This window comes from Telluria beijingensis (assembly GCF_030770395.1).
Taxonomy (GTDB): domain Bacteria; phylum Pseudomonadota; class Gammaproteobacteria; order Burkholderiales; family Burkholderiaceae_D; genus Telluria; species Telluria beijingensis.
On sequence record NZ_CP132480.1, the window covers coordinates 1624930 to 1649556 of the forward strand.

A 24627-nucleotide genomic window follows, 5' to 3' on the forward strand; every position below is an offset into this window, starting at 1 on the left:
ATCACAGGATCGCCATGCGCCGTACCCGTATCAAAATCTGCGGCATCACCCGCGAGCAGGACTTGCGCGCGACGGTCGAACTTGGCGCCGATGCGCTCGGCTTCGTGTTCTATCCAAAAAGCCCGCGCTACGTCACGCCGGCGCGCGCGGCCGAGTTGTGCGCGGGTTTGCCGCCTTTCGTCAGTGCCGTGGCGCTGTTCGTGAACCCGACGCTGGAAGAGGTGCGCGAGGTGGCGGCGGCGATGCCGCTGGGGCTGATCCAGTTCCATGGCGACGAGACGCCGGAGCAGTGCGCGGCCATCGCGGCGGCGGTAGAGCGGCCTTTCGTGCGCGCCTACCGCATCAAGCCTGACACGGCGCCATCGGCTTTGCTAGAATATGAGCTTGCATACCGCGCCGCCAGTCCCTGGTTTTCAGGCATGCTGCTCGACACTTGGGTCGATGCGTACGGCGGCGCAGGAAAGGTCTTCGATTGGTCTCTTATTCCAAAAGAGCTCGCGCCTCGGGTCGTTTTGAGTGGTGGGTTGAGCGTACACAACGCCCTTGAGGCGACGGTACGAGTTCGCCCTTTCGCCGTCGACATCAGCAGTGGTGTCGAGGAAGCGAAAGGGATCAAGGATGCCCGCAAGATCGCCGCCTTCATCGCGGCGGTGCGGGCGGCCGATGCCACCATCGAAAGCGAGTCGCACCATGACCACGAAAGATCTTACCCCTAACGGCCGGCTTGGCGCCGCGCCCCTGTTCAAGACCCCGGATTACGCCCTGCCCGACGCGGTCGGGCACTTCGGCCCGTATGGCGGCAGCTTCGTCGCCGAAACCCTGTCGCATGCGCTGGCCGAGCTGAACGAGGCTTATGCCAAGTATGCGCAGGACCCTGAATTTCTCGAGGAATTCCGCTACGAGCTGGCCCACTTCGTCGGCCGGCCGTCGCCGGTGTACCACGCGCGGCGCTGGTCCGAGCTGGCCGGCGGCGCCCAGCTGTACTTCAAGCGCGAAGACCTGAACCATACCGGCGCGCACAAGATCAATAACGTGATCGGCCAGGCCCTGCTGGCGCGGCGCATGGGCAAGCAGCGCATCATCGCCGAGACCGGCGCCGGCCAGCATGGCGTGGCCACCGCCACCATCTGCGCGCGCTTCGGCCTGGAATGCGTGGTGTACATGGGCGCCGAGGACGTGAAGCGCCAGGCCCAGAACGTCTACCGCATGAAGCTGCTGGGCGCGACCGTGGTGCCGGTGGAGTCGGGCTCGAAGACCCTGAAGGATGCGCTCAACGAGGCGATGCGCGACTGGGTCACGAATATCGAGAACACCTTTTATATCATCGGCACGGTGGCCGGCCCGCATCCGTATCCGATGATGGTGCGCGACTTCCAGTCGGTGATCGGCGAGGAATGCCGGGTGCAGATGCCGGCCATGACCGGGCGCCAGCCCGACTACGTGGTCGCCTGCATCGGCGGCGGCTCGAACGCGATGGGCATTTTTTATCCGTATATCGGCGAACCGGGCGTGCAGCTGGTCGGCGTCGAGGCGGCGGGGGAGGGGCTCGGTTCGGGCAAGCATGCGGCCTCGCTGACGGCCGGCATTCCGGGCGTGTTGCACGGTAACCGGACGTACCTGCTGCAGGACGAGAACGGGCAGATCATCGAGACGCACTCGGTGTCGGCGGGCCTGGATTACCCGGGTGTCGGGCCCGAGCACGCCTGGCTGAAGGATTCGGCGCGTGCGCAATACGTGTCGATCACCGATGAAGAAGCGCTGCAGGCCTTCCATGACTGCTGCCGCATCGAAGGGATCATTCCGGCGCTGGAATCGTCGCATGCGATCGCCTATGGCGTGAAGCTGGCGGCGACCCTGCCGAAGGACAAGATCATCCTGATCAACCTGTCGGGCCGCGGTGACAAGGACATGCACACGGTGGCGCAGCGGATGGGGCTGGATTTCGGCTGAAATCCGGTTAGTCATCCGGCGCCGGCCGCGTAGCCGGCGCAACGCACCATCCACGATCATCGAAAGGAAGCACAGCATGTCCCGCATTGCCCCCACGTTTGCCGCCTTGAAGGCGCAGAACAAGACCGGCCTGGTCACTTTCATCACCGCCGGCGACCCCGGCCCCGAGCTCACCGTCCCGCTGATGCACGCCCTGGTGGCGGGCGGCGCCGATGTGCTGGAACTGGGTGTGCCGTTCTCGGATCCGATGGCCGAAGGCCCGGTAATCCAGCGCGCCTGCGAGCGCGCGCTCAAGTTCAACATCGGCCTGAAGGACGTATTCGCCTTCGTCCGCGAGTTCCGCCAGACCAATCTTGATACGCCGGTGGTCCTGATGGGCTACGCCAACCCGATCGAGCGCATCGGCCAGGCCGAATTCATCCGCTGCGCGAAAGAGGCGGGGGCGGACGGCGCCATCGTCGTCGACTACCCGCCCGAGGAGTGCGCCGACTTCGCCAGCGCCATGCGTGACAACGGCCTCGACCTGATCTTCCTGCTGGCGCCGACCTCGACCACCGAGCGCGTCAAGCAGGTGGCCCAGCATGGCGGCGGCTTCAGTTACTACGTCTCGCTGAAGGGAGTAACGGGCTCCGGCGCGATCGACACCGAGGACGTCGCCCGCCGCGTGAATGCGATCCGCGAACATGTGAAGCTCCCGATCGGCGTCGGCTTCGGCATCCGCGACGGCGCAACCGCCAAGGCCGTGGCGCAGGTGGCGGACGCGGTCGTGATCGGCAGCCGCATCATCCAGGAAATCGAAGCGCGCCCCGCCGAGCAGGCCGTCGACGCCGTCCGCAACTTCACCTCCACCATCCGCACCGCCCTCGACGCCGGCTAAGGCTCAATTAGGGTCAGAGTCTAATGCCGTTAAGTTAAGAGTAGCCACCACGTCGTTACCTTCACTGGAGGTAACGACTTCCCGCGAAGGCGCACTGGTGTCCGGAACAAATTCGGATCCCGAAAAGGCGACTCTCTGTAGCGAAAAACACGTCGTACCCGCGCAGGCGGGTACCCAAGTGCAGCGGACCAGCGGCTCAAAAATCGCGCTCCGATAAAGGCTGAGGCTATGCAAGAGCATGAGCATTCCTTGACGTTACTTGGATTCCCGCCAAGGCGCCCGGCGAGCGCGGGAATGACATGCTTACTTCGCGAATAAATATTCCGGACGCTAGTGCGCGAAGGCGGGAACCCAAGTTCTGCTAACGTCGTCGAAACGCTCGCAGAATTAGGTTCCCGCCTAGGCGCCCGGCGAGGGCGGGAACGACGGCTTTTACGCTAACTTAACGGCATTAGGGTCAGAGTCTCGTATATTGAAGGTACCGCAGCGGAGCTGATCTGTGATGGCGACGAAGCGGTCGGGCGGAGTGATGCCGAACGACTCAAGTGCCGCTGAGCACGTGGGTCAGATAGGTACCTCCGCCCGTTTCATTTGTTAGTCCGGACGGTATCTGACCCTATTTTCGCGGGTGGGGTGGCAGGGATGTCAAACAGGCAATTGTCGGCTTGCTATGATTCGACAAGCTGCGCCTGAGCGGATACACTACGCGCCACTGAAAGATTTGCCGCAAAGGAGAGAACATGAGTTGGTTGGAAAAACTGCTGCCCCCTCGGATCCAGCGCTCCGATGCCGCCAACCGCAAGACCATGCCGGAAGGCCTGTGGGTCAAGTGTCCATCGTGCGAGTCGGTCCTGTACCGCGCCGACATCGAGTCCAACCTGCACGTGTGCCCGAAGTGCGATCACCATATGCGCATCCGCGCCCGCGATCGCCTCGATGCGCTGCTCGATGAAGGTGGGCGTTACGATATCGGCCAAGAGACGCTGCCGGTCGATACGCTCAAGTTCAAGGACAGCAAGAAGTATCCTGACCGCCTGAAGGCGGCGATGGACGCCACCGGCGAGACCGATGCGCTGATCGTCCAGGGTGGCTCGATCATGAGCCTGCCGGTCGTCGTGGCCTGCTTCGAATTCGAATTCATGGGCGGCTCGATGGGCTCGGTCGTCGGCGAGCGCTTCGTGCGCGGCGCGCAAGTGGCGCTGGAGCAGAAGGTGCCGTTTATTTGTATTACCGCCACCGGCGGCGCGCGTATGCAAGAGGGTTTGTTGTCGCTGATGCAGATGGCGAAGACGACTGCCATGCTGACCAAACTGGCCGAGAAAAAGCTGCCGTTCATTAGCGTGCTGACCGACCCGACCATGGGCGGCGTTTCGGCCTCGTTCGCCTTCATGGGCGACGTCGTCATCGCCGAACCGAAGGCCCTGATCGGGTTTGCCGGTCCGCGCGTGATCGAGAATACCGTGCGCGAGAAATTGCCTGAAGGCTTCCAGCGCGCCGAGTTCCTGGTCACCAAGGGCGCCGTCGACATGATCGTCGACCGCCGCAAGATGCGCGAAGAAATCGCGCGCCTGCTGGCCCTGCTGCAAAACCAGGCGACCGAAGTCCTGGCCTGATTCGAACAAAGGGGCGACTGGCGCAGGCCGGTCGCCCTTTCTCATTGCGCCTGTCCTTTCGGGGCGGCTTAGCATTCCTACCGTTATCACCATGTCCCCATTACCGACCACCTTGCCCGACTGGCTGGCCCTGCTCGAGTCGCGCCATGCCGAAACCCATATCGACATGGGCCTCGACCGCGTGCGCGCCGTCAAGGAGCGCATGGGGCTGGCCTTCGATTGCCCGGTGATCATGGTCGCCGGCACCAATGGCAAGGGGTCCACCTGCGCGATGCTCGAATCGGTGCTGCTGCAATCCGGCTACCGCGTCGGCCTCTACATCAAGCCGCACTTCCTCGACTTCAACGAGCGCGCCCGCATCAATGGCGAGATGGCGTCCGATGCGGCGCTGGTCGCGGCCTTCAACGACGTCGAAGCGGCCCGCGCCGATACCGACCTCACGTATTTCGAATTCACCACCCTGGCCATCGCCCACCTGATCTCGAAAAGCGGCGTCGACGTCGCCATCCTCGAAGTGGGCCTGGGCGGGCGCCTCGACGCGGTCAATGTGATCGACGCCGACGTGTCCATCGTCACCAGCATCGACATCGACCACACATCGTATCTCGGCGACACGCGCGAGAAGATCGGCTTCGAGAAGGCCGGCATTTTCCGTCAGGGCAAGCCCGCCATCTGCAGCGATCCAGTGCCGCCCCAGTCGCTGATCGACCACGCGCAAAGCATCGGCGCCGACCTGTGGCTGCTGGGCCGCGATTTCAACTACCAGGGCGACCAGCAGCAGTGGAGCTATGGCGGGCGCGGCCAGCGCCGCAACTCGCTGGCCTATCCGGCCCTGCGCGGCGCCAACCAGTTGCTCAATGCCTCGGCCGCGCTGGCCGCGCTCGAGGCGCTGCGCATGCAGCTGCCCTGCGGCGCGCAGGAAACCCGCACCGGCCTGGCCCTGGTCGAATTGCCGGGCCGCTTCCAGGTGTTGCCGGGCCGCCCGACCCAGGTGCTCGATGTCGCCCACAATCCCCACGCCGCCGCCACCCTGGCCCAGAACCTGGGTAATATGGGCTTCCACCGCTTTACCTATGCCGTGTTCGGCATCATGGAAGACAAGGACATCGACGCCGTCATCGCCCCGATGACCGGCATCGTCGATCACTGGTGCGTCACCGCCCTCGATTCGCCGCGCTCGGCGCAGCCCGACGCGCTGGCCGACAGGCTACAGGCGCTCAGGCCAGCCGGCGCCAAGGACGATGATTTTTCTGTGAGCAATTTCGCAACGCCGGCCGAGGCATATGCGAATGCGCTGAGCCGGGCAGGGGAGAATGATAGAATTGTGGTCTTTGGCTCTTTCTACACGGTTGCCGGCGTGATGGCGGCCCGCAAATCGAGTCTTCACTGAGATTCTTCACCCTATTACCTGAACCACATGGGCTTGTTCTCGTTCGGCAATAAAAACAAGCAAGAAACTGTCCGCGACAGCGGCCACTTCGTCAAGGATGACGATGCCGCTTACACCGAGCGCGCCCGCTCCAAGCGCGCGAGTTCGGCGGGCGAGGCGGGGCGCCGCACCAGCCGCGGCGATCCGATCCTGCCCGAGAAGAAGCGCGCCCGACGGCGCCTGGTCGGCGCCATCGCGCTGGTGCTGGCGGCTGTTGTCGCGCTGCCGATGCTGCTCGATTCCGAACCCAAGCCGCTGGCCACCGACATCGCCATCCACATCCCGGACAAGGAAAAGGCGCCGCCGTTGCCGGTGCCGTCCGAGCAGGTGGCGCCATCGGCCAGCGTCGACGCCGACGAGGAAATCGTCGATCCGGTGGCGGCGCCACCTGTCGCCACCCCCGCGGCCAGCGATCCGCCGCCGATGCGCATGCTCGAGCCGGCCAAGCCTGTCGAGCCACCGAAGCCCGAACCCAAACCGGAACCGAAGCCCGAGCCGGTAAAGCCGAAGCCAGAACCGGTCAAGCCCGAGCCGAAGCCCGAATCGAAGCCTGAAACCAAGCCGGAAAAGAAACCCGAACCGCCGAAAAAGCCGGTCGAGACCCATCCGAAGGCCGAGCAGGTCGCCAAGCCCGCCGCCGCGGACGACGCCGCGCGCGCACTGGCCATCCTCGAAGGCAAGCCGGCCGCGCCGCAGAAGGCGCAGGGCCCGGCGCCGCGCTTCGTGGTGCAGGTCGCGGCCCTCGGCAGCCAGGAAAAGGCGACCGAGCTGCAGGAACGCCTGCGCGGCGCCGGGATTGCATCGTTCACCCAGAAGTCCGGCGAGCTGATCCGTGTGCGGATCGGCCCGTTCAGCAAGGAAGAAGCCGAGAAGGTGCGCGCCAAGCTGGGCGGCATTGGCCTGTCGGGCACGATGGTGCCGCTCTGACCGCAGCCCGCGCGTGACGATTTTCGACTACCTGGTGCTGTTCGTGCTGATCGCTTCCGTCGTCATCAGCACCCTGCGCGGCCTGGTCAAGGAAATCCTGTCGCTGCTGGGCTGGATCGTCGCCTTCGTGGTGGCCAATGCCTATGGCGCGCAACTGGCGCCGCTGCTGCCGGAGGTGATCCCCGGCGCCACGGCGCGCCTGATCGTGGCCTTCATCGCGCTGTTCCTGGGCGTGCGGATATTGATGGGCCTGCTGTCGCTGGCGATTGGGGCCCTGGTGGAAGCCACCGGCCTCTCGCTCGCGGACCGCGGCCTCGGAGGCTTGTTTGGATTGGCGCGCGGCATTGTAATCGTGCTGGCCGGCGTCATATTGTGTGGGATGACGGACATCCCGAGGCAGCCGTTCTGGCAGGATGCCTTGTTGTCGCCGATCGCGGAGACCGGCGCCCGTACCGTCAAGCCCTTCCTTCCCGCTGCCATGGCGCAGCACGTGAATTTTTGACCAGCACCGCTTCAGTCGTACTATTTTTTCTGTAATCAAGCACTCAAGCTTTTAGGAGCACACCATGTGTGGCATCGTCGGCGTCGTCTCTCACTCTCCCGTCAACCAGTTGCTGTATGACGCATTGCTGCTGCTGCAGCACCGCGGCCAGGACGCGGCGGGCATTGCGACCAATCACAGCAGCATGTTCTCGATGTTCAAGGCCAATGGCCTGGTCCGGGACGTGTTCCGCACCCGTAATATGCGTTCGTTGCAGGGCAATACCGGGATCGGCCACTGCCGCTACCCGACCGCCGGTTCGTCGAGCGAAGAAGAAGCGCAGCCGTTCTACGTCAACGCGCCGTTCGGCATCACGCTGGCCCACAACGGCAACCTGACCAACCAGGCCCAGCTGAAGGACGAGCTGTTCCGCAACGACCGCCGCCACATCAACACCGATTCCGACTCCGAGGTGCTGCTCAACGTGCTGGCGCACGAAGTGCAAGAGGCAGCCGACGGCTACACGCTCGACGCCGACGCCGTGTTCAAGGCGGTCGCCGCCGTGCACCGCCGCGTGCGCGGCGCCTACGCCGTGGTGGCGCAGATCGCCGGCCACGGCATGCTGGCCTTCCGTGACCCATTCGGCATCCGTCCGCTGTGCCTGGGCATCAACGAGACCGAGCAAGGCAACGAATACCTGGTGGCCAGCGAATCGGTCGCCCTCGAAGGCCTGGGCTTCCGCTTCGTGCGCGACATCGCGCCGGGCGAAGCGGTCTTCATCGACGAAAACAACCAGCTGCACGAGCGCCAGTGCGCCGAGAACCCGTCGCTCAATCCCTGCGCCTTCGAATTCGTCTACCTGGCCCGTCCCGATTCCGTGATCGACGGCGCCTCGGTGTACGCCACCCGCCTGCGCATGGGCGAATACCTGGCCGACAAGGTCAGCAAGGAAATCCCGGTAGATGAGATCGACGTCGTGATGCCGATTCCAGACTCGTCGCGCCCGGCTGCGATCCAGCTGGCGCTCAAGCTCGGCGTGGAATACCGCGAAGGCTTCATCAAGAACCGCTACATCGGCCGCACCTTCATCATGCCGGGCCAGGGCATGCGCAAGAAATCGGTGCGCCAGAAGCTGAACGCGATCAGCTCCGAGTTCAAGGACAAGAATGTGCTGCTGGTCGACGATTCGATCGTGCGCGGCACCACCAGCCGCGAGATCGTGCAGATGGCGCGCGAAGCCGGCGCCCGTAAAGTGTTCTTCGCCTCGGCCGCGCCGCCGGTGCTGTACCCGAACGTGTACGGCATCGACATGCCGACCCGCGACGAGCTGATCGCCCATGGCCGCACGACCGAAGAAGTGTGCCGCGAGATCACCGCCGACCGCGTGGTGTACCAGGACGTCGATGCCCTCAAGCGCGCGATTTCCGACGTGAACCCGGCGCTGAAGAACTTCGAGGCTTCGTGCTTCGACGGCGTCTATGTCACCGGCGACGTGACCCCGGAATACCTGGACCGCCAGGAATCGGCGCGCCACAATCCGAAGTCGAAGGATGTCGAGGACAAGGTACGCACCCAGCTCAACCTGAACCCGCCGGTGGCCGCCGAGTAAGCCATGTCGAAAAACGAAGGCTACGGCTTCACCACCACCATCCTGCACAACGACCGGCGCAAGCCGATCGAGCAGGGCTCGCTGCACAAGCCGGTGCACACCTCGGTCGCCTTCGGCTATGCCGACGCGCGCCAGCTGGCTTCGGTGTTCCAGGGCAAGGAGCCGGGCTTCCGCTACGGCCGCCAGGGCAACCCGACGGTGTCGGCGCTGGAAGACAAGATCAGCAAGATGGAAGACGGCGTCGCCACCCTGTGCTTCGGCACCGGCATGGCGGCGATCGGTGCGCTGTTCCAGGCACTGTTGAAAGCCGGCGACCAGGTCGTATCGTCGAGCTTCCTGTTCGGCAATACCAACAGCCTGTGGCAGACGGTGGCGGGGCAGGGCGTCGATGTCGCCTTCGTCGACGCCACCGAAGTCGCGCAAGTGGAAGCGGCGCTCACGCCGCAGACCCGCATGGTGTTCGTCGAGACCATCGCCAATCCACGCACCCAAGTGGCCGACCTGGCGCGCATCGGTGAACTGTGCCGCGCGCGCGGCATCCTGTACGTGGTCGACAACACGATGACCACGCCCTGGCTGTTCCGCCCGAAGGCCGTACATGCCGGCCTGGTGGTCAATTCGCTGACCAAGTCGATCGGCGGCCACGGCATCGCGCTGGGCGGCGCGCTGACCGATACCGGCCTGTTCGACTGGGCCGCGTATCCGAACATCGCGCCGAACTTCCGCAAGCAGGCGCCCGCCGCGCAGGGCATGGCCCAGTTGCGGGCCAAGGCGCTGCGCGACTTCGGCGCCGCGCTGGGCCCGGAAGCGGCGCACCACATCGCGGTCGGCGCCGAGACGCTTGCGCTGCGCATGGAGCGCACCTGCGCCAATGCGCTGGCGCTGGCGACGATGCTGGAGGCAGACGATCGCGTCGCTGCCGTCCATTACCCGGGCCTGGCGTCGCACCCGCAGAACGGCATCGTCTCCGAGCTGTTCCGTTCGGGCGGTTCGCTGCTGAGCTTCGAGCTACGGGACGACATCGATCCGTTCGATTACCTGAATCGCCTGCAACTGGCGATCCCGGCCTCGAACCTGGGCGACAACCGCACGCTCGTGATCCCGGTGGCGCACACGATCTTCTTCGAGATGGGACCGGAGCGGCGCGCCAGCATGGGCATCGCCGAGGGCCTGATCCGGGTGTCGGTGGGCATCGAGGATACCGACGACCTGGTCGGCGACTTCCGCCAGGCGCTCGATGCGTAAAGCGGTGTAAAAGTCGATTTCCAGGGCCGGCGCGATGCCGGCCCTGTCATATTAGCGGTTGAGCCCAGCCGTAAAACGCGGCTATCATGGGCTTTTACCTGCCAGTCTTGCCAAGTGCCCATGAAACGATTCCTGTTCTGCCTGTCCCTGATCGTCGGTAGCGCCGCCTTTGCCGGCGAACTCGAGGATGCCAACGCCCTGTTCGAGAAAAAGGACTATGCGGGCGCGCTCAAGCTGTACACCAAGCTGGCCAATGCCCGCAACCCGCAAGCCCAGCAGCAACTGGGCCAGATGTACTGGTATGGCGAAGCCGGCGCGGTCGACGAAGCGAAAGCCAAGGAGTTGTTTGAAAAGTCTGCCGCCAAGGGCAACAAGGTGGCCGCCGATTCGCTCGTGATCATGCAGCAGCGCGTGGAGCGCCGCGCCGAGATCGATTACTGGATCAAGGGCTACGATGGCGCCGACCTGCAGTCGGGCGAGTACCGCTGCCCGTCGCCGCGCATCCCGGCGGTGTCGAAGCTGAACGACGAAATCGAGCGCGTGAACAAGGCAGTGACGGGCTGGCAGGACTGCTACAACAAGATGGTGACCAACCTGAATGCGCAGTCGCCGCTGACCAAGCGCATTCCGCCCGATATCGCGAAGCTGATGAACAAGCAGGAAACCGAGGCCTCGACCGCCTACCTGGAACAGGTGCGCCAGAACATCGCGGAAGGGGCGAAAGTCAATTCGAAGATGATCCTGGCCGATTTTGCTGCGTGGCGCAATGCGACCGAGGCGTTCGTCGACCAGCACAATGCGGTGATCAACAAGATCAAGAACTAGATTACGTCTGAACGTCGTTCCCGCCCTCGCCGGGCGCCTTGGCGAACCCAAGTCCCCAGCGCTGCCACAAGGGCCTATCCTGGTGATGAATCACGCAAACTTGGGTTCCCGCCTCCGCGGGAACGACGTGCTGATGGTGCTAAGTCAGTTCCAGCTGCGCATCAGGCCAACCGCCAGGCCTTCGAGCGCGAACTCTTCGTCGGGCGTGACTTCGATCACCTTGAAGTCGGGATTCTCGGGCAGCAGTTCGACCAGGTCGCCCGTCTTGCGGTAGCGCTTGACGGTAACTTCCTCGCCCAGGCGGGCCACGACGATCTGGCCGTTCTTGGCGCTGTCGATTTTCTTGACCGCCAGGAAGTCGCCATCCATGATGCCGGCGTCGCGCATCGACCAGCCTTTTACCTTGAGCAGGAAATCGGGCCGCGCCGCGAACATTGCGGTGTCGACGTTATACGTCGCTTCGACGTGTTCTTGCGCCAGGATCGGATTGCCGGCGGCGACGCGGCCGACCAGCGGCAGCGACATCAGCGAGGGAGGGGGCATCGGGATCTGCTCGACGCTGGCGCCCACCAGGCGGATGCCGCGCGAGGTGCCTGGCGAGATCTCGATCGCGCCCTTGCGCGCCAGCGCCTGCAGGTGTTCTTCGGCCGCATTGGCCGAGCGGAAGCCCAGTTCGGCCGCGATTTCGGCCCGGGTCGGAGGAAAACCCGTGTTCTCGATCGCTTCCTTGATCAGGTTCAGGATCTGTTCTTGCCTTGCAGTGAGCTTGAGCATAAATATCTTGCGGAAACGGGTTATAGAGGTAGACTGTATTTTTGTACAGTATTCTGCTATATGCAAGGGTTATACGCCGAAAAGCGCAAAAAAATCGCCCTTATCACACGAAATACGCTTTCCGCAAGCAATTGTCGAGTGACTTTTGGACTGGTGAGCCGGTCAAGCGCCGAGACCTTGACAGCCTGGTTCCCATTTCCTCCATTTCACGCTATACTAGCTGGCTGTTCCCTTCCCACACTCGTCTTGACGCCGAGGTGGGCATTTATGTAAAACGTCCTCAAGGAGTAATGCATGCGTCATTATGAAATCGTTTTTATCGTCCATCCGGACCAGAGCGAACAAGTCCCGGCGATGATCGAGCGTTACAAGACCACGGTGACCAGCCGCGGCGGTAACATCCATCGCGTGGAAGACTGGGGTCGCCGCCAGATGGCCTACCAGATCCAGAAGCTGCCAAAAGCCCACTACATCTGCCTGAACATCGAGTGCGACAACGAGACCCTGGTCGAGCTGGAAACCGCATTCAAGTTCAATGATGCCGTTCTGCGTCATCTGACCGTCAAGATGAAGAAAGCGGAAACCGCACCGTCGCCGATGATGAAATCGGTGCAGCGCGAAGACGCAGCCAAGAGCCACCGCGCAGAAGCAGCCGCTCCTGCAGCTGCCCCGGCTGCCGCTGCCTAAGATTTTTTCCAGGAATTCGTAGTAACGTAGCAGAAGAACCGGGTGAGCCAGCTCCAGCTCGTGGCGACCATCGCCGAGCGTGATGTCCTGCGCTACACCCCGGCCGGCGTGCCGATCGTTTCAGCCGTCCTGATGCACAGTTCGCATCAGCGCGAAGCAGGGATCGATCGCCTGGTCGAGTTCGAAGTCCCCGCGTTCGCCGCGGGCGAGATTTCGGGCAGGTTCGGAAGCGCCGAGCTCGGCGCCAGCTACCGCTTCGACGGATTCCTCGCTAGAAAAAATCGCAACAGCAAAGCCCTGGTGTTTCACATCATTGATTTCAGTGCCGCCTAGTTCGGCAATTTAGATATACAGGAGCCTCAAAATGGCATTCGGTAAAAAGTTCGACAAAAACAAAGCTAAAGAAAAACTCAAGCGCAAGCAGCAGAACCCGCTGTTCAAGCGCAAGAAGTTCTGCCGCTTCACCGCCGCTGGCGTTGAGCAGGTTGACTACAAAGACGTTGACACCCTGAAGGACTTCGTCCAGGAAAACGGCAAGATCATGCCAGCACGTCTGACCGGCACCAAGGCTCACTACCAGCGTCAGGTCGACACCGCCATCAAGCGCGCCCGTTACCTGGCGCTGCTGCCGTACACCGACCTGCACCACGGTTAATCGTCGGTCACGACAGTCAGATATCCTGGAGATAAAACATGCAAGTTATTCTGTTGGAAAAAGTTATCAACGTCGGCAACCTGGGCGACGTCGTCAAAGTCAAGGATGGTTACGCACGTAACTTCCTGATCCCGCAAAAGATGGCCCGCCGCGCTACCGCCGGCGCCGTCGCCGAGTTCGAAGCCAAGCGCGCCGAACTGGAAAAAGCAGCCGCCGAGAAACTGGCAGCCGCCCAAGCCCAAGGCGACAAGCTGAGCGGTCTGACCGTCACCATCGGCCAGAAGGCCGGCGTCGACGGCCGCCTGTTCGGTTCGGTCACCAATGCCGACATCGCCGAAGCGCTGACCAAGCAAGGCTTCCCGGTTGAAAAGTCGGCTGTTCGCCTGCCGACCGGCCCACTGAAGACCACCGGCGAATTCCCGGTTGCAGTCGCGCTGCACACCGACGTCGTGTCGGAAATCACCATCGCTGTCGTGGGCGAAGCTGCCTGATAGCATGTAGTGAAAGCAGTACCAGAAAAGCCGGGCTTGCCCGGCTTTTTTGCTTTTGAAATTCACCAATTATGACAGCCGTGTGACAGGAGAAGGTATAATGCCGCCCATGAACGCAGCACCCGCCGACCCGCAACTCGAAGCACTACGCATCCCCCCGCATTCCATCGAAGCAGAGCAGTCCGTCATCGGCGGTCTGCTGCGCGACAATGCGGCCTGGGACCGTATCGCCGACTTCATGCATGCGGAAGACTTCTACCGTTACGATCACCGCATCATCTTCGAACAGATGGTGCGCCTGATCAATGCCGGCAAGCCGGCCGACGTGATCACCGTCTACGAAGCCTGCAACCAGCTCGGCAAGGCCGAGGACGTGGGTGGCCTGCAATACCTGAACGCGATGGCGCAGAACACGCCGTCGGCCGCCAATATCCGCCGTTATGCCGAGATCGTGCGCGACCGCGGCATCCTGCGCCAGCTGATCACCGTCGCCGACGAAATCTCGGGTAATGCCTTCAACCCGCAGGGCAAAGAAGTAAAACAGATGCTCGACGAGGCGGAATCGCAGATCTTCGCCATCGCCGAACAGGGCGCCCGTGGCGCCCAGGGCTGGCTGGCAGTGCAGCCGCTGCTGACCCAGGTGGTCGAGCGCATCGACGAACTGTACTCGCGGGAAAACCAGGGCGAGATCACCGGCGTGCCGACCGGCTTCATCGACCTCGACCGCATGACTTCCGGCCTGCAGCCGGGCGACCTGGTCATCGTCGCCGGCCGTCCGTCGATGGGCAAGACCGCGTTCTCGGTCAATATCGGCGAGAATGTCGCGATCGAGGCCGGCCTGCCGGTCGCCGTGTTCTCGATGGAGATGGGCGGCGCCCAGCTGGCCATGCGTATGCTCGGTTCGGTCGGCCAGCTCGACCAGCACCGCCTGCGTACCGGCCGCCTGAACGACGAGGACTGGCCGCGCCTGACGCATGCCATCCAGAAGATGAACGATGCCCAGCTGTATATCGATGAAACGCCGGCATTGAATCCGATCGAAATGCGCGCGCGGGCACGACGCCTGGCGCGCCAGTGTGGCAAGCTCGGGTTGATCATCGTCGACTACCTGCAGCTGATGCAGGGTTCCAAGCCGGGCGACAACCGCGCGTCCGAGATCTCGGAGATCTCGCGTTCGCTGAAAGGCCTGGCCAAGGAATTGCAGTGCCCCGTGATCGCGCTGTCGCAGCTGAACCGCTCGCTGGAACAACGCCCCAACAAACGGCCCGTGATGTCCGACCTGCGCGAATCCGGCGCTATCGAACAGGATGCGGACGTGATCATCTTCCTGTACCGCGACGAAGTCTACAACCCGGATTCGCCTGATAAAGGCACCGCCGAGATCATCATCGGCAAGCAGCGTAACGGTCCGATCGGGGCGATCCGCCTCACCTGGATCGGCCAGTACACCAAGTTTGGCAACTACAGCGGCAACCTGTCCATCTACCAGGGCGACTAAGCCGCATACCGCGGCCGGCGTCACGCCGCACACCATGCCGTCGCTTTTCCCGGAGCGTCGGCAATACCGAGAGAAAAACGGAGAAAAACAATGTTTGGACGCTTTTTGCCTAAAGAGGGCAATTTCTTTGAACTGTTCAACCAGCACGCTGCATTGTGCGTGAAGGGTGCGCATGAGATGGTCGGGCTGATGACCAATTTCGACGATCTCGAGACCCGCACCCATGCGGTCGAAACGATCGAGAAACAGGCCGACAAGATCACCTATGCCACGGTCGACCTGCTGCACAAGACCTTCATCACCCCGCTCGACCGCGACGACATCCACAAGCTGATCACGCGCATGGACGACATCCTGGACATGATGGAAGACGCGGCCCAGACCGTGTCGCTGTACGACCTGCACGCGGTCACGCCGGAAGCCAAGCGCCTGGCCGAGCTGTGCCTGTCGTGCTGCCTGAAGGTGCAAGAGGCGGTCTCGATGCTGCACGATATGGACAATGCGCCGAAGATCGTCGCCATCTGCGAAGAGATCGACCGCTTCGAGTCGGACGCCGACCACGTGATGCGCGCCGCCATGTCCAAGCTGTTCCGCGACGAACCGGACGTGCGCAACCTGATCAAGATGAAGGCGATCTACGAGATCCTCGAAACCGTGACCGACCGCTGCGAAGACGTGGCCAACATCATCGAAGGCATCATCGTCGAGAACGCGTAAGCGTCTCCGATCGTTCACGATTATGGAATCTCTACATATCAGCATCTACGTGCTGGGCATGCTGGTCGTGCTGGCCCTGATCTTCGACTTCATGAACGGCTTCCACGACTCGGCGAACTCGATCGCCACGGTCGTGTCGACCGGCGTCCTGAAGCCGCAGCACGCCGTCGCGATGGCCGCCTTCTTCAACTTCATCGCGATCTTCGTGGTCAACATGAAGGTGGCGCAGACCATCGGCAAGGGCACCATCGACCCGCAGATCGTCGACCACTACGTCATCTTCGGGGCCCTGGTCGGGGCGATCACCTGGAACCTGATCACCTGGTACTACGGCATCCCGTCCTCGTCCTCGCACGCCCTGATCGGCGGCCTGGTCGGCGCCGCGGTGGCCAAGGCCGGCACCGGTTCGCTGGTGTCGGGCGGCCTGCTCAAGACCGTGGCCTTCATCGTGGTCGCGCCGCTGCTGGGCTTTGCCCTCGGTTCGATCATCATGCTGATCGTGGCCTGGGTGTTCGTCAAGGCGACCCCGCGCAAGGTCGACGGCCTGTTCCGTAAATTGCAGCTGGTGTCGGCCGCGGCCTACTCGCTGGGCCACGGCGGCAACGACGCGCAGAAAACCATGGGCATCATCTGGATGCTCCTGATCGCGGCCGGCTACGTCAGCGCCAACGACGCGCATCCACCGGCCTGGGTCATCATCTCGTGCTACGCGGCGATCGCCTTCGGCACGCTGTTCGGCGGCTGGCGCATCGTCAAGACCATGGGCCAGAAGATTACCAAGCTCAAACCGGTGGGCGGCTTCTGCGCCGAGACCGGCGGCGCCATGACGCTCCTGATGTCGAGCGCCTTCGGCATCCCGGTGTCGACCACCCACACCATCACCGGCGCCATCGTTGGCGTGGGCGCCGCGCAAAAGGCCTCGGCCGTGCGCTGGGGCGTGGCCGGCAATATCGTGTGGGCGTGGATCTTCACCATTCCGGCGTCGGCGTTCATCGCCGCGGTGGCGTGGTGGATCGGGACGCACATCATGTAAGGTGTGCTGAATGGCGTAACGAAAAAGCGGAGCCTGGATGGCTCCGTTTTTTTTGTCACAACTCGACGTCCAGTCCTTCATAGGCCAGGACCACGCGCAAGCCATCCAGTCGCCCCTCGTAACGCGCCATGACCTCGGCGAACACCGCCTCCAGTTCGTCGTCGCCGCGCGTCGGTTCGTGGTGCGTGCAGTACAGTGCCCGCGCGCCGACCCGCAGCGCCATCTCCAATGCACCGTCGAAGGTGCCGTGGCCCCAGCCCCGCTTGGACGGATATTCCTCCCGCGTGTACGAGCAGTCGACGATCAGCGCGTCCACGCCGCGCATGACGGCGTCCATGCAGCGCTCGCGCTCGCGCAGGTGGGCGTCGAGGGCGGCGCCCTCGACACTGCCGGCCGGATGCGGATTGGGCCACGGTTCGTGGTCGCCGGTGAAGAACAGCGACTTGCCGTTGCAGTCGATGCGGTAGCCGAGGTTGAGCACCGGATGGTTCATCGCCACGTTCGACACCACGGCATCGTCCACGTCGACCGGCACACCGATGTCGAGCGTGCGGTAGTCGATGGTGGCGCTCATTTGCGTTTCGCTGACCGGAAAATAACTGTTCTGCAGTTGCACGCCCATCACGTGCTCGATGCCGTGGCCGGTGAGCTCGTCGTGGGCGCCATGCAGCCGCACCCGGCTGCCCTTGACGAACAGCGGGGTGAAGAAGGGCAGGCCGTGGATGTGGTCCCAGTGGCTGTGCGTGATGAAGATATTGGCCTCCACCGGCCCCTGCTGGACCAGCTGCTGGGCCAGCGGGAACAGGCCGGTGCCGCCGTCCAGGATCAGCAGGGCGCCGGCATCGGTGCGCACCTCGATGCAGGTGGTGTTGCCGCCATAGCGCGCGGTGCGCGGACCCGGCGACGGGATCGATCCGCGCACTCCCCAGAACCGGAACCTCATCGCCAGCCTCCCGTCATGATCGTGTCATCGTTATTCTAAACAGGCTCGATGATACCGGGTCACTATCCCTCTAGCATGAGGAAGATTGATTTAAATAAAATTTGTTTGTGCTCAAGGTCAGGCGTCGGCCGCGTCGCGCACCCGCGCCAGCAGCAGTTCGCGCTCGGCCGCGTTGGCGGTGAGGGCGGCGGCGCGTTCGAATTCGGCGCGTGCCTCGGGCCGGCGGCCGAGCTTGAACAGCAGGTCGCCGCGCACGCTCGGCAGCCAGTGGTAGCCGTCCAGCCGGCCATCCTTTTGCAGGCGGTCGACCAGCGCCAGCCCGGCCGCGGGACCGTCGGCCATGCCGACCGCCACCGCGCGGTTGAGTTCGACCACCGGCGAAGGCTGGACCACTGTCAGCTCGCCGTACAGGTCGGCGATGCGGCGCCAGTCGGTTAGTTCGGCACGGTGGGCGCGTGCATGGCAGGCGGCGATCTCGGCCTGCAGCAGATAGGAGGCACGTGGTTGGCCGAGGCGCGCCGCGCGTTCGAGGGCGGCGAGCCCGCGCCGCACCAGCACGCCGTCCCAGCGCGCGCGGTCCTGGTCCAGCAGCAGCACCGGCCGTTTGGCGCCATCCAGGCGCGCCGCCATGCGCGAGGCCTGCAGTTCCATCAGCGCCACCAGGCCGTGCACCTCGGCTTCGTTGGGCGCCAGTTCGGCCAGGATGCGGCCCAGGCGCAGCGCCTCGTCGACTAGAGAGGGACGCATCCAGTCGTCACCGGAGGTGGCGGTATAGCCCTCATTAAAGATCAGGTAGACGGCCTCCAGCACCGCGCCCAGGCGTTCGCCCAGTTCGCTTGGGGGCGGCAGTTCGAATGGCACTTTCGCCTCGCCTAGGGTGCGCTTGGCGCGCACGATGCGCTGCGCCATGGTGCTCTCGGGGACCAGGAAGGCGCGCGCGATCTCGCCGGTGGCCAGGCCGCCCAGCAGCTTGAGCGTCAGCGCCAGCCGGGCGTCGAGCGACAGCACCGGGTGGCATGCGGTGAACATCAGGCGCAGCAGGTCGTCCTTGACGACGTCGCGCGCCTTGGCATCCAGGTCATCCACGAAGTCGGGCACGATCAGCGCCTCCTGGGCCTCGAGGTCGAGGCCGATCTGTTCGAGTTTCTCGCGCAGGCTGCGGTCGCGTCGCAGCAGGTCGAAGGCGCCGTTGCGCGCGGCCGTCAGCAGCCAGGCGCCGGGACGGTCCGGGATCCCATCGCGCGGCCAGCGCTCGAGCGCCGCCACCAGCGCGTCCTGGGCCAGCTCCTCGGCCAGCCCGACGTCGCGCACGATGCGCGCCACGCTGCCATTGATGCGGCCGGATTCGATCCGCCACACCGCCGCGATGGTGTCTTCGACCTTGCCCGTCATTGCCCTTCGCTCGGCGGCATGCTTTCCATATACGCCAGTTCCCAGATGTGGCCGTCGAGGTCTTCGAACGAATGCTGGTACATGAAGCCGTGGTCCTGCGGCGCGCGCGGCGCGCTGCCGCCCGCCGCCAGGGCCTTGGCGACGGTCTCGTCGACCGCGGCGCGGCTGTCGCGCGACAGGCACAGCAGCACTTCGGTGCTGGTGCGGGCGTCGGCGATCTTCTTGTCGATGAAGGTCTGGAAGAAGGGCTCGACCAGCAGCATTACGTAGATATGGTCGTGGCTGACGATCATGCAGGCGGCGTTGTCGTCGCTGAACTGGGGATTGAAGTCGAAGCCGAGGGCGGCGAAGAACGCCTTGCTGCGTTCGAGATTCTTGACCGGGAGGTTGACGTAGATTTGCTGGTTGCTCATGGTGGGGTCTCCTGTTTCAGTCTTGTTGTGCACGCATGCGGTCGATGGTCTCGGATGGGGCGAAGTCATCGAGTTCGAACACCTGGCGCACTTCGATTTCGGCTTCCAGGCCCGGGCCGCGCGGGTTGGGGAAGCGGCGCGTCCATTCCAGCGCCTCCTCGCGCGAGCGGACCTGGATCAGGGTGTAGCCGGCGATCAGCTCCTTGGTCTCGGTAAACGGGCCGTCGACGACGCGCCGCTCGCCGCCTTCGTAGCGGATGCGCCAGCCCTGGCTGGTCGGCTTGAGCCCGTTGCCGTCGAGGAGGACGCCGGCGCGCGCCAGCTCCTGGTGGTAGTCGTTCATTTCGGCGAGCAGCGACTCTTGCGGCATCTCTCCCGCTTCGGACGCGGCGCTGGCCTTGACGATGATCATGAAACGCATATCGATCTCCTGTGATGAGCGGCTGGCGGTGGCCGGCCTTTCATAGTCCACGACGAACGGCGGCCGCCGCTTTCGACAGCTTTGACGAAAATAATTTGAATTTTTTTTCTAGCGCATGAAGCAGGGGGCCAGTGCGCGCACCTCGACCGTCGCCCATTCGGCGGCCGGGCACTCGGCGGCCAGGCGGACCGCCTCCTCGCGCGAGTCGACGTCGACCATGAAGAAGCCGCCCACCATTTCCTTGGCCTCGGCGAACGGGCCGTCGACGATGCGCGCCTTGCCGGCGGGGACGCTCACGCGGACCGCAGTATCGGTGGATGCCAGCGATTCGGCCGCCAGCAGCAGGCCGCGTTCCTTCAGGTCTTCGCCCCAGCGCAGCATGCGCTCGTAGGTGGCGCGTCCTTCGGCGTCGCTGCGGGCGGCGCGTTGGCCGATGGGCTCGTGGATGAGCAGCATATGGGGCATGGCATCTCCAGTTTTCAAAAGTTTGTAACAGGAACTCGGCTATTCTACGACCTCGGCAATCGCCAAGGCACGCTGCGCTGCGGCAATCATGGTCATCTTTTTGCCCCGATCAGCGCCCGCACGCCGAACTGGACCGCGAGTGCGCAGGCAGTCGCGGCCACGAAAGGCAGGCCAGGGCCGCGGCCCGGCAGCAGCAGGGCCAGCACCAGGCAGAACACGGCGAACGCGACATAGCCGGCCACCATGCCGCGCAGCAGGGCGACCGCGAAACCGGCGCCGGAGGCGCGGTGCGAAAAGCCCACCAGCACCGTACCCATGACCGGGAACATGGCGAACAGGCCGCTCAGCTTCGGTCCCAGCCCGCTCGCCGCCTGGCTCACCGCCACGGTGAGCACGGCGCCAGCCAGCATGCGCCACGGCAGGTCGCGCGCCGGCCTGGCATTCACCGCAGCCGCTGCGGGTACCGGCCCGATCAGGCGCGGCGCGGCCAGCAGGGCCGCCAGCACGGCGCCGAAGGCCAGCCACAGGGGCAGGTCGATGCCTTGCAGGACGCTCACTGCGGCGCTCCAGGCCAGCAGGGCGGCGCCCACCGCCAGCACCACGCCGGCCCCGGGCCGCACGGCGACGCGCGCATAGACGATGCTGAACACCAGGATGGCCAGCACCGCGACCAGCGTATTGGCGGCGGCGACGGCGGCGAATGCGCTGCCCTGTTCGAGCGCGATTGCCAGCAGGATCGGGCCGGCCACGATGGGGAAGGCCGACAGCCAGCCGGCCACGGCGGGGCCCCAGCGGCGGCCGGCCAGGGTGACGAAGACGATCAGGGACGGGACGAGCAGTAGTTTCAGGACGAAGGGCATGATGCTTGTTCTGTTGTAGCGGGCGCCGGCGCCCAATGAAAAACGCCCGCCGGTGAGGGCGGGCGTCGGGATGGCTACGCCAGGAACGGCGCAACCGTCATGCTCACAGCACGTCGCTGGCGTGGTCGGCCAGGCGCGAGCGCTCGCCGCGCGCCAGGGTCACGTGGCCGCCATGGCTCCAGCCCTTGAAGCGGTCGACCACATAGGTCAGGCCGCTCGAACCTTCGGTGAGGTAAGGCGTGTCGATCTGCGCGATATTGCCCAGGCACAGGATCTTGGTGCCGGGACCGGCGCGCGTGACCAGGGTCTTCATCTGTTTCGGCGTCAGGTTCTGCGCCTCGTCGATGATGAGGAACTTGTTCACGAACGTGCGGCCGCGCATGAAGTTGAGCGACTTGATCTTGATGCGCGAGCGGATCAGGTCTTGCGTGGCGGCGCGGCCCCAGTCGCCGGCATCGCCGTCGGACTTCATGAGCACCTCGAGGTTGTCGTCGAAGGCGCCCATCCATGGCGACATCTTTTCTTCCTCGGTACCCGGCAGGAAGCCGATGTCCTCGCCCACCGGCACCGTCACGCGGGTGACGATGATCTCGTTGTAGAGCTTGGTCTCGAGTACCTGCGCCAGGCCGGCCGCCAGCGCCAGCAGGGTCTTGCCGGTACCGGCCTGGCCCAGCAGGGTGACGAAGTCGACTTCCGGGTTCATGAGCAGGTTGAGGGCGAAGTTCTGCTCGCGGTTGCGCGCCGTGATGCCCCACACATTGTTCTTGTTGTGGCTATAGTCGCGCAGGGTCTGCAGCACCGCGGTCTTGCCGTTGATCGACTTGACCTGGGCGTACAGCGGCGACTGGCCATCCTTCGGCTCGAGGAACACGAACTGGTTCGCCAGCAGGGTCGGGATCAAGGGGCCAGTCACGCGGTAATAAGTGGCCGAGGTGCCGTTCTTGTTCTCCTGCCAGGATTCGACGTCCTGGCCGTGCTGGTCCCAGAAGTCGTCCGGCAGCTGGACGATGCCCGAGTACAGCAGGTCGGTGTCTTCCAGCACGTGGTCGTTGAAGTAATCCTCGGCCGGCAGGCCGATGGCGCGCGCCTTGATGCGCATATTGATGTCTTTCGACACCAGTACGATGGCGCGGCCCGCCATCTGCTGCTCGAGCGCGCGCACGACGCCCAGGATCTGGTTGTCGGCCTTGCCCGACGGCAGGCCCTCGGGCAGGGCGGCGCTGGTCAGGCGGGTCTGGAACAAGAGGCGCCCCTTGGCGTCCTTGTTGCCCAGCTTGGACAGCGGGATGCCGGACTCGATCGCATCGTCGTCGACGTTGGCGATCAGGGCGTCGAGCGTGCGCGAGACCTGGCGTGCATTGCGCGCGACTTCGGACATGCCTTTCTTGTGGTTGTCCAGCTCTTCGAGCGTCATCATCGGCAGGTAGACGTCGTGCTCCTCGAAGCGGAACAGCGAGGTCGGGTCATGCATCAGCACATTGGTGTCGAGCACGAACACCTTGGTGGTGCCGGAACGGTCGGCCTTGCGGCTGGTGGACGACTTGATGCCGACTTCGACCGGCTTGTGCTTTGCCGGATGCGGTTGATCGGCGTCGCTCTCGCGCAGCTTGGCGCTGACAGGCGCGGCGGCGGGCTTCGCGGTTTTAGCGGGCTTGCGGTTGACCGGGGCCTCGGTGCTCGCCTCATTGGCGGCGACGGCGGCTGGCGCCACCGCTGGAATGGAAACGGGCGCCTGGGCGGCGGCCAGGGTATCGGAAGCCTTGCGGCGTGCGCGCGATTTCGGCGTCGGCACGGCCTGGCCGCTGATCAGGTCCTCGACGTCGTCGTTGGCCTGGGCCGAGACGGGACGTACCGGCGATTTGCCGGGTTCGGCCTTGGGGTAATCTTTTGCCAGCAGCATGGTCGCTGGCTGGGTAGGCATCTTTGGCAGTGGCATCAGGTTCTCAATCTAAAAAAGTCTGGATGGACGTGCGCGCGCGGGCCACGTGGCGCGCTGCCGCACGGATTCGATGCTACTAACGTGGGTTGCGGACGAACCGCGGAGTGGACTGCGAGGGAAATGTTTGCAGTATCTGTTTGCAGTACGGCCGGGCCAGGCAATGCGCGGGCCCGGCGCGACACCGGAAGGAGACGATGCGAATGTGTTACGGGTTGACTCAAAATATGGGATAGCGATCCAGCAGGTTGAACAACTGGAGCCATCCATGAATTCAGGGCTGGCTCTTCAAAAATTCCAGCACTTCGGCGACGTGATCGTTGACTTTCACGCCACGCCATTCTTTCACCAATCGGCCTTGAGCGTCAATGACAAACGTACTGCGCTCGACCCCACGCACCTGTTTGCCATACATATTTTTCATCTTCATGACATTGAACTGCGTGCAGACGGCTTCGTCGGGATCGGAGATCAGTTCGAACGGCAGGCCCAGCTTGCCCTTGAAGTTCTCGTGCGAGCGCAGCGAATCGCGGCTCAGGCCGACGATGTCGGCGCCGAGCGCCTGGAATTCGGGCCACGCTTCGCGGAAGGCGATGCTCTCGGTGGTGCAGCCAGGCGTATTGTCCTTGGGGTAGAAGTACAGCACAGTGTACCTGGCCGGACGGCCGAGCAGCTCGAAGGTCTGGCCACCGGTCATCGGGGCGGAAAATGGGGCGATGGTTGCTTGGCTCTCGGCCACGGGCTTCTCCTGGCAGTGACAGCGCGGCGCGCTGCCGGTGTTGTACCTCCCGGCGCATGGTGGCGGGGAGCGGCACTGGCATGATAATCCGGCCATGCCACCGGCCGCTAGTGCCCGCCCAGGCAGATTCACGACATTTACCCCGTTTAGGAATGTTTCTACCGATTCATGCCCAGCGGGGGCGGCGGCCCGGCCTCAGCCGCCGATGATCAGGGCCAGCGTGACCTTGCGGCCTTCGCCCATCAGCACGTTGTAGGTGCGGCAGGCGGCCTGGCTGTCCATGCTCTCGACGCCGACGTGCATCGCCGACAGGCTGGCCACCAGGCACGGGTGGACGAAGCGCTGGCGCTCGCCGGTGCCGAGGATGACGACGTCCGGCGCATCCTTCGCGATTTCCTCGAAATGAAAGGCCGTCAAGTCCTCGAAGCGCGTCACGTTCCAGGGCCGCGGCGGGATTTCGGGCAGCACCGTCAGGCTGTAATTGAAACGTTCGGCATTGATTTCGACACCAGAAGCGTCGTAGCCGGTCACGGTCTGGTATTGTTGAGTGTTGTCGGAATGAAGCTTCATGGCATGTGCCGATCTGGTTGGTCTCGCGGGGGCTCATTGTAACCGGATCGGCAAGGTTGCCTAATCGGGGCGCTTTC

General features: G+C 64.1%; 27 protein-coding genes. 17 read left to right on the plus strand and 10 right to left on the minus strand.

The features are described 5' to 3' along the window. Positions 1–14 precede the first annotated feature (14 nt). From Q9246_RS07170 to Q9246_RS07215, 10 genes are all read left to right on the plus strand, one after another. A complete protein-coding gene (locus Q9246_RS07170) occupies positions 15–716 on the plus strand; it encodes a phosphoribosylanthranilate isomerase (protein ID WP_306396546.1) in 702 nt (233 codons plus the stop codon). Next, positions 691–1950, plus strand: coding sequence for a tryptophan synthase subunit beta (trpB, locus tag Q9246_RS07175; protein WP_306396548.1), 1260 nt, complete (start codon positions 691–693; stop codon positions 1948–1950). Before Q9246_RS07170 ends, trpB begins: the two co-directional genes overlap by 26 nt. Before the next feature lie 76 nt (positions 1951–2026). Then, complete coding sequence (gene trpA / locus Q9246_RS07180) at positions 2027–2827, plus strand: tryptophan synthase subunit alpha (protein ID WP_306396550.1); 801 nt, start codon at positions 2027–2029, stop codon at positions 2825–2827. Between the two features lie 740 nt (positions 2828–3567). Then, complete coding sequence (gene accD / locus Q9246_RS07185) at positions 3568–4440, plus strand: acetyl-CoA carboxylase, carboxyltransferase subunit beta (protein WP_306396551.1); 873 nt, start codon at positions 3568–3570, stop codon at positions 4438–4440. 91 nt (positions 4441–4531) lie between these two features. Further along, positions 4532–5830 (plus strand): bifunctional tetrahydrofolate synthase/dihydrofolate synthase, encoded by a 1299-nt coding sequence (folC, locus tag Q9246_RS07190; RefSeq protein WP_306396553.1) that lies wholly within the window; start codon positions 4532–4534, stop codon positions 5828–5830. Positions 5831–5857: 27 nt separating this feature from the next. Further along, positions 5858–6796: an SPOR domain-containing protein gene (locus Q9246_RS07195; RefSeq protein ID WP_306396554.1), complete on the plus strand. Its 939-nt coding sequence runs from the start codon at positions 5858–5860 to the stop codon at positions 6794–6796. Between the two features lie 13 nt (positions 6797–6809). Beyond that, a complete protein-coding gene (locus Q9246_RS07200; protein ID WP_306396555.1) occupies positions 6810–7298 on the plus strand; it encodes a CvpA family protein in 489 nt (162 codons plus the stop codon). 64 nt (positions 7299–7362) lie between these two features. After that, complete coding sequence (gene purF, locus Q9246_RS07205) at positions 7363–8886, plus strand: amidophosphoribosyltransferase (protein ID WP_306396556.1); 1524 nt, start codon at positions 7363–7365, stop codon at positions 8884–8886. 3 nt (positions 8887–8889) lie between these two features. Beyond that, a complete protein-coding gene (locus tag Q9246_RS07210) occupies positions 8890–10131 on the plus strand; it encodes a cystathionine gamma-synthase family protein (RefSeq protein ID WP_306396557.1) in 1242 nt (413 codons plus the stop codon). Positions 10132–10251: 120 nt separating this feature from the next. Beyond that, positions 10252–10956, plus strand: coding sequence for a tetratricopeptide repeat protein (locus tag Q9246_RS07215; protein ID WP_306396558.1), 705 nt, complete (start codon positions 10252–10254; stop codon positions 10954–10956). A 144-nt stretch (positions 10957–11100) separates the two neighbouring features. Here Q9246_RS07215 and lexA read toward each other — a convergent pair whose 3' ends face one another. Beyond that, the gene (lexA, locus tag Q9246_RS07220) at positions 11101–11730 is read right to left on the minus strand and encodes a transcriptional repressor LexA (RefSeq protein ID WP_005666067.1); all 630 of its coding nucleotides are present in this window, start codon (positions 11728–11730) and stop codon (positions 11101–11103) included. A gap of 294 nt (positions 11731–12024) precedes the next feature. Between lexA and rpsF the strand changes: the two genes are divergently transcribed. From rpsF to Q9246_RS07255, 7 genes are all read left to right on the plus strand, one after another. After that, entirely contained in the window at positions 12025–12417 is a 393-nt protein-coding gene (gene rpsF, locus Q9246_RS07225) for a 30S ribosomal protein S6 (RefSeq protein WP_005666068.1), read from the plus strand. Between the two features lie 42 nt (positions 12418–12459). Next, entirely contained in the window at positions 12460–12750 is a 291-nt protein-coding gene (gene priB / locus Q9246_RS07230; protein WP_306396559.1) for a primosomal replication protein N, read from the plus strand. 31 nt (positions 12751–12781) lie between these two features. Further along, positions 12782–13072, plus strand: coding sequence for a 30S ribosomal protein S18 (gene rpsR, locus Q9246_RS07235; protein WP_005666071.1), 291 nt, complete (start codon positions 12782–12784; stop codon positions 13070–13072). A 38-nt stretch (positions 13073–13110) separates the two neighbouring features. Further along, positions 13111–13563 (plus strand): 50S ribosomal protein L9, encoded by a 453-nt coding sequence (gene rplI, locus Q9246_RS07240; protein WP_306396561.1) that lies wholly within the window; start codon positions 13111–13113, stop codon positions 13561–13563. 100 nt (positions 13564–13663) lie between these two features. Then, a complete protein-coding gene (locus tag Q9246_RS07245; protein WP_422802357.1) occupies positions 13664–15061 on the plus strand; it encodes a replicative DNA helicase in 1398 nt (465 codons plus the stop codon). A 90-nt stretch (positions 15062–15151) separates the two neighbouring features. Next, complete coding sequence (locus Q9246_RS07250) at positions 15152–15778, plus strand: DUF47 domain-containing protein (RefSeq protein ID WP_005666076.1); 627 nt, start codon at positions 15152–15154, stop codon at positions 15776–15778. Between the two features lie 22 nt (positions 15779–15800). Further along, entirely contained in the window at positions 15801–16811 is a 1011-nt protein-coding gene (locus Q9246_RS07255) for an inorganic phosphate transporter (protein ID WP_306396567.1), read from the plus strand. A 55-nt stretch (positions 16812–16866) separates the two neighbouring features. Here Q9246_RS07255 and Q9246_RS07260 read toward each other — a convergent pair whose 3' ends face one another. From Q9246_RS07260 to Q9246_RS07300, 9 genes are all read right to left on the minus strand, one after another. After that, the gene (locus Q9246_RS07260; protein WP_306396569.1) at positions 16867–17754 is read right to left on the minus strand and encodes an MBL fold metallo-hydrolase; all 888 of its coding nucleotides are present in this window, start codon (positions 17752–17754) and stop codon (positions 16867–16869) included. Positions 17755–17871: 117 nt separating this feature from the next. Beyond that, entirely contained in the window at positions 17872–19146 is a 1275-nt protein-coding gene (locus Q9246_RS07265; RefSeq protein WP_306396571.1) for an RNA polymerase sigma factor, read from the minus strand. After that, positions 19143–19559 (minus strand): VOC family protein, encoded by a 417-nt coding sequence (locus tag Q9246_RS07270; RefSeq protein ID WP_306396573.1) that lies wholly within the window; start codon positions 19557–19559, stop codon positions 19143–19145. Before Q9246_RS07270 ends, Q9246_RS07265 begins: the two co-directional genes overlap by 4 nt. A gap of 16 nt (positions 19560–19575) precedes the next feature. Beyond that, complete coding sequence (locus Q9246_RS07275; protein ID WP_306396574.1) at positions 19576–19980, minus strand: YciI family protein; 405 nt, start codon at positions 19978–19980, stop codon at positions 19576–19578. 108 nt (positions 19981–20088) lie between these two features. Next, complete coding sequence (locus Q9246_RS07280; protein ID WP_306396576.1) at positions 20089–20445, minus strand: YciI family protein; 357 nt, start codon at positions 20443–20445, stop codon at positions 20089–20091. Positions 20446–20537: 92 nt separating this feature from the next. Then, complete coding sequence (locus tag Q9246_RS07285; protein WP_306396577.1) at positions 20538–21305, minus strand: hypothetical protein; 768 nt, start codon at positions 21303–21305, stop codon at positions 20538–20540. Between the two features lie 103 nt (positions 21306–21408). Then, entirely contained in the window at positions 21409–23241 is a 1833-nt protein-coding gene (locus tag Q9246_RS07290; RefSeq protein ID WP_306396578.1) for a PhoH family protein, read from the minus strand. A 274-nt stretch (positions 23242–23515) separates the two neighbouring features. Next, positions 23516–23980, minus strand: a complete 465-nt coding sequence (locus Q9246_RS07295) for a peroxiredoxin (RefSeq protein WP_306396580.1) — start codon at positions 23978–23980, stop codon at positions 23516–23518. Between the two features lie 195 nt (positions 23981–24175). Beyond that, complete coding sequence (locus Q9246_RS07300; RefSeq protein WP_306396582.1) at positions 24176–24550, minus strand: Mth938-like domain-containing protein; 375 nt, start codon at positions 24548–24550, stop codon at positions 24176–24178. Positions 24551–24627: the final 77 nt, after the last annotated feature.

Excerpts from the sequence above, each read along its gene's own strand:
- Q9246_RS07170 (WP_306396546.1), top strand. The coding sequence starts at position 15 with ATGCGCCGTACCCGTATCAAAATCTGCGGCATCACCCGCGAGCAGGAC.
- trpB (WP_306396548.1), top strand. The coding sequence starts at position 691 with ATGACCACGAAAGATCTTACCCCTAACGGCCGGCTTGGCGCCGCGCCC.
- trpA (WP_306396550.1), top strand. The coding sequence starts at position 2,027 with ATGTCCCGCATTGCCCCCACGTTTGCCGCCTTGAAGGCGCAGAACAAG.
- accD (WP_306396551.1), top strand. The coding sequence starts at position 3,568 with ATGAGTTGGTTGGAAAAACTGCTGCCCCCTCGGATCCAGCGCTCCGAT.
- folC (WP_306396553.1), top strand. The coding sequence starts at position 4,532 with ATGTCCCCATTACCGACCACCTTGCCCGACTGGCTGGCCCTGCTCGAG.
- Q9246_RS07195 (WP_306396554.1), top strand. The coding sequence starts at position 5,858 with ATGGGCTTGTTCTCGTTCGGCAATAAAAACAAGCAAGAAACTGTCCGC.
- purF (WP_306396556.1), top strand. The coding sequence starts at position 7,363 with ATGTGTGGCATCGTCGGCGTCGTCTCTCACTCTCCCGTCAACCAGTTG.
- Q9246_RS07210 (WP_306396557.1), top strand. The coding sequence starts at position 8,890 with ATGTCGAAAAACGAAGGCTACGGCTTCACCACCACCATCCTGCACAAC.
- Q9246_RS07215 (WP_306396558.1), top strand. The coding sequence starts at position 10,252 with ATGAAACGATTCCTGTTCTGCCTGTCCCTGATCGTCGGTAGCGCCGCC.
- lexA (WP_005666067.1), bottom strand. The coding sequence starts at position 11,730 with ATGCTCAAGCTCACTGCAAGGCAAGAACAGATCCTGAACCTGATCAAG.
- rpsF (WP_005666068.1), top strand. The coding sequence starts at position 12,025 with ATGCGTCATTATGAAATCGTTTTTATCGTCCATCCGGACCAGAGCGAA.
- rpsR (WP_005666071.1), top strand. The coding sequence starts at position 12,782 with ATGGCATTCGGTAAAAAGTTCGACAAAAACAAAGCTAAAGAAAAACTC.
- rplI (WP_306396561.1), top strand. The coding sequence starts at position 13,111 with ATGCAAGTTATTCTGTTGGAAAAAGTTATCAACGTCGGCAACCTGGGC.
- Q9246_RS07245 (WP_422802357.1), top strand. The coding sequence starts at position 13,664 with ATGCCGCCCATGAACGCAGCACCCGCCGACCCGCAACTCGAAGCACTA.
- Q9246_RS07250 (WP_005666076.1), top strand. The coding sequence starts at position 15,152 with ATGTTTGGACGCTTTTTGCCTAAAGAGGGCAATTTCTTTGAACTGTTC.
- Q9246_RS07255 (WP_306396567.1), top strand. The coding sequence starts at position 15,801 with ATGGAATCTCTACATATCAGCATCTACGTGCTGGGCATGCTGGTCGTG.
- Q9246_RS07260 (WP_306396569.1), bottom strand. The coding sequence starts at position 17,754 with ATGAGGTTCCGGTTCTGGGGAGTGCGCGGATCGATCCCGTCGCCGGGT.
- Q9246_RS07265 (WP_306396571.1), bottom strand. The coding sequence starts at position 19,146 with ATGACGGGCAAGGTCGAAGACACCATCGCGGCGGTGTGGCGGATCGAA.
- Q9246_RS07270 (WP_306396573.1), bottom strand. The coding sequence starts at position 19,559 with ATGAGCAACCAGCAAATCTACGTCAACCTCCCGGTCAAGAATCTCGAA.
- Q9246_RS07275 (WP_306396574.1), bottom strand. The coding sequence starts at position 19,980 with ATGCGTTTCATGATCATCGTCAAGGCCAGCGCCGCGTCCGAAGCGGGA.
- Q9246_RS07280 (WP_306396576.1), bottom strand. The coding sequence starts at position 20,445 with ATGCCCCATATGCTGCTCATCCACGAGCCCATCGGCCAACGCGCCGCC.
- Q9246_RS07285 (WP_306396577.1), bottom strand. The coding sequence starts at position 21,305 with ATGCCCTTCGTCCTGAAACTACTGCTCGTCCCGTCCCTGATCGTCTTC.
- Q9246_RS07290 (WP_306396578.1), bottom strand. The coding sequence starts at position 23,241 with ATGCCACTGCCAAAGATGCCTACCCAGCCAGCGACCATGCTGCTGGCA.
- Q9246_RS07300 (WP_306396582.1), bottom strand. The coding sequence starts at position 24,550 with ATGAAGCTTCATTCCGACAACACTCAACAATACCAGACCGTGACCGGC.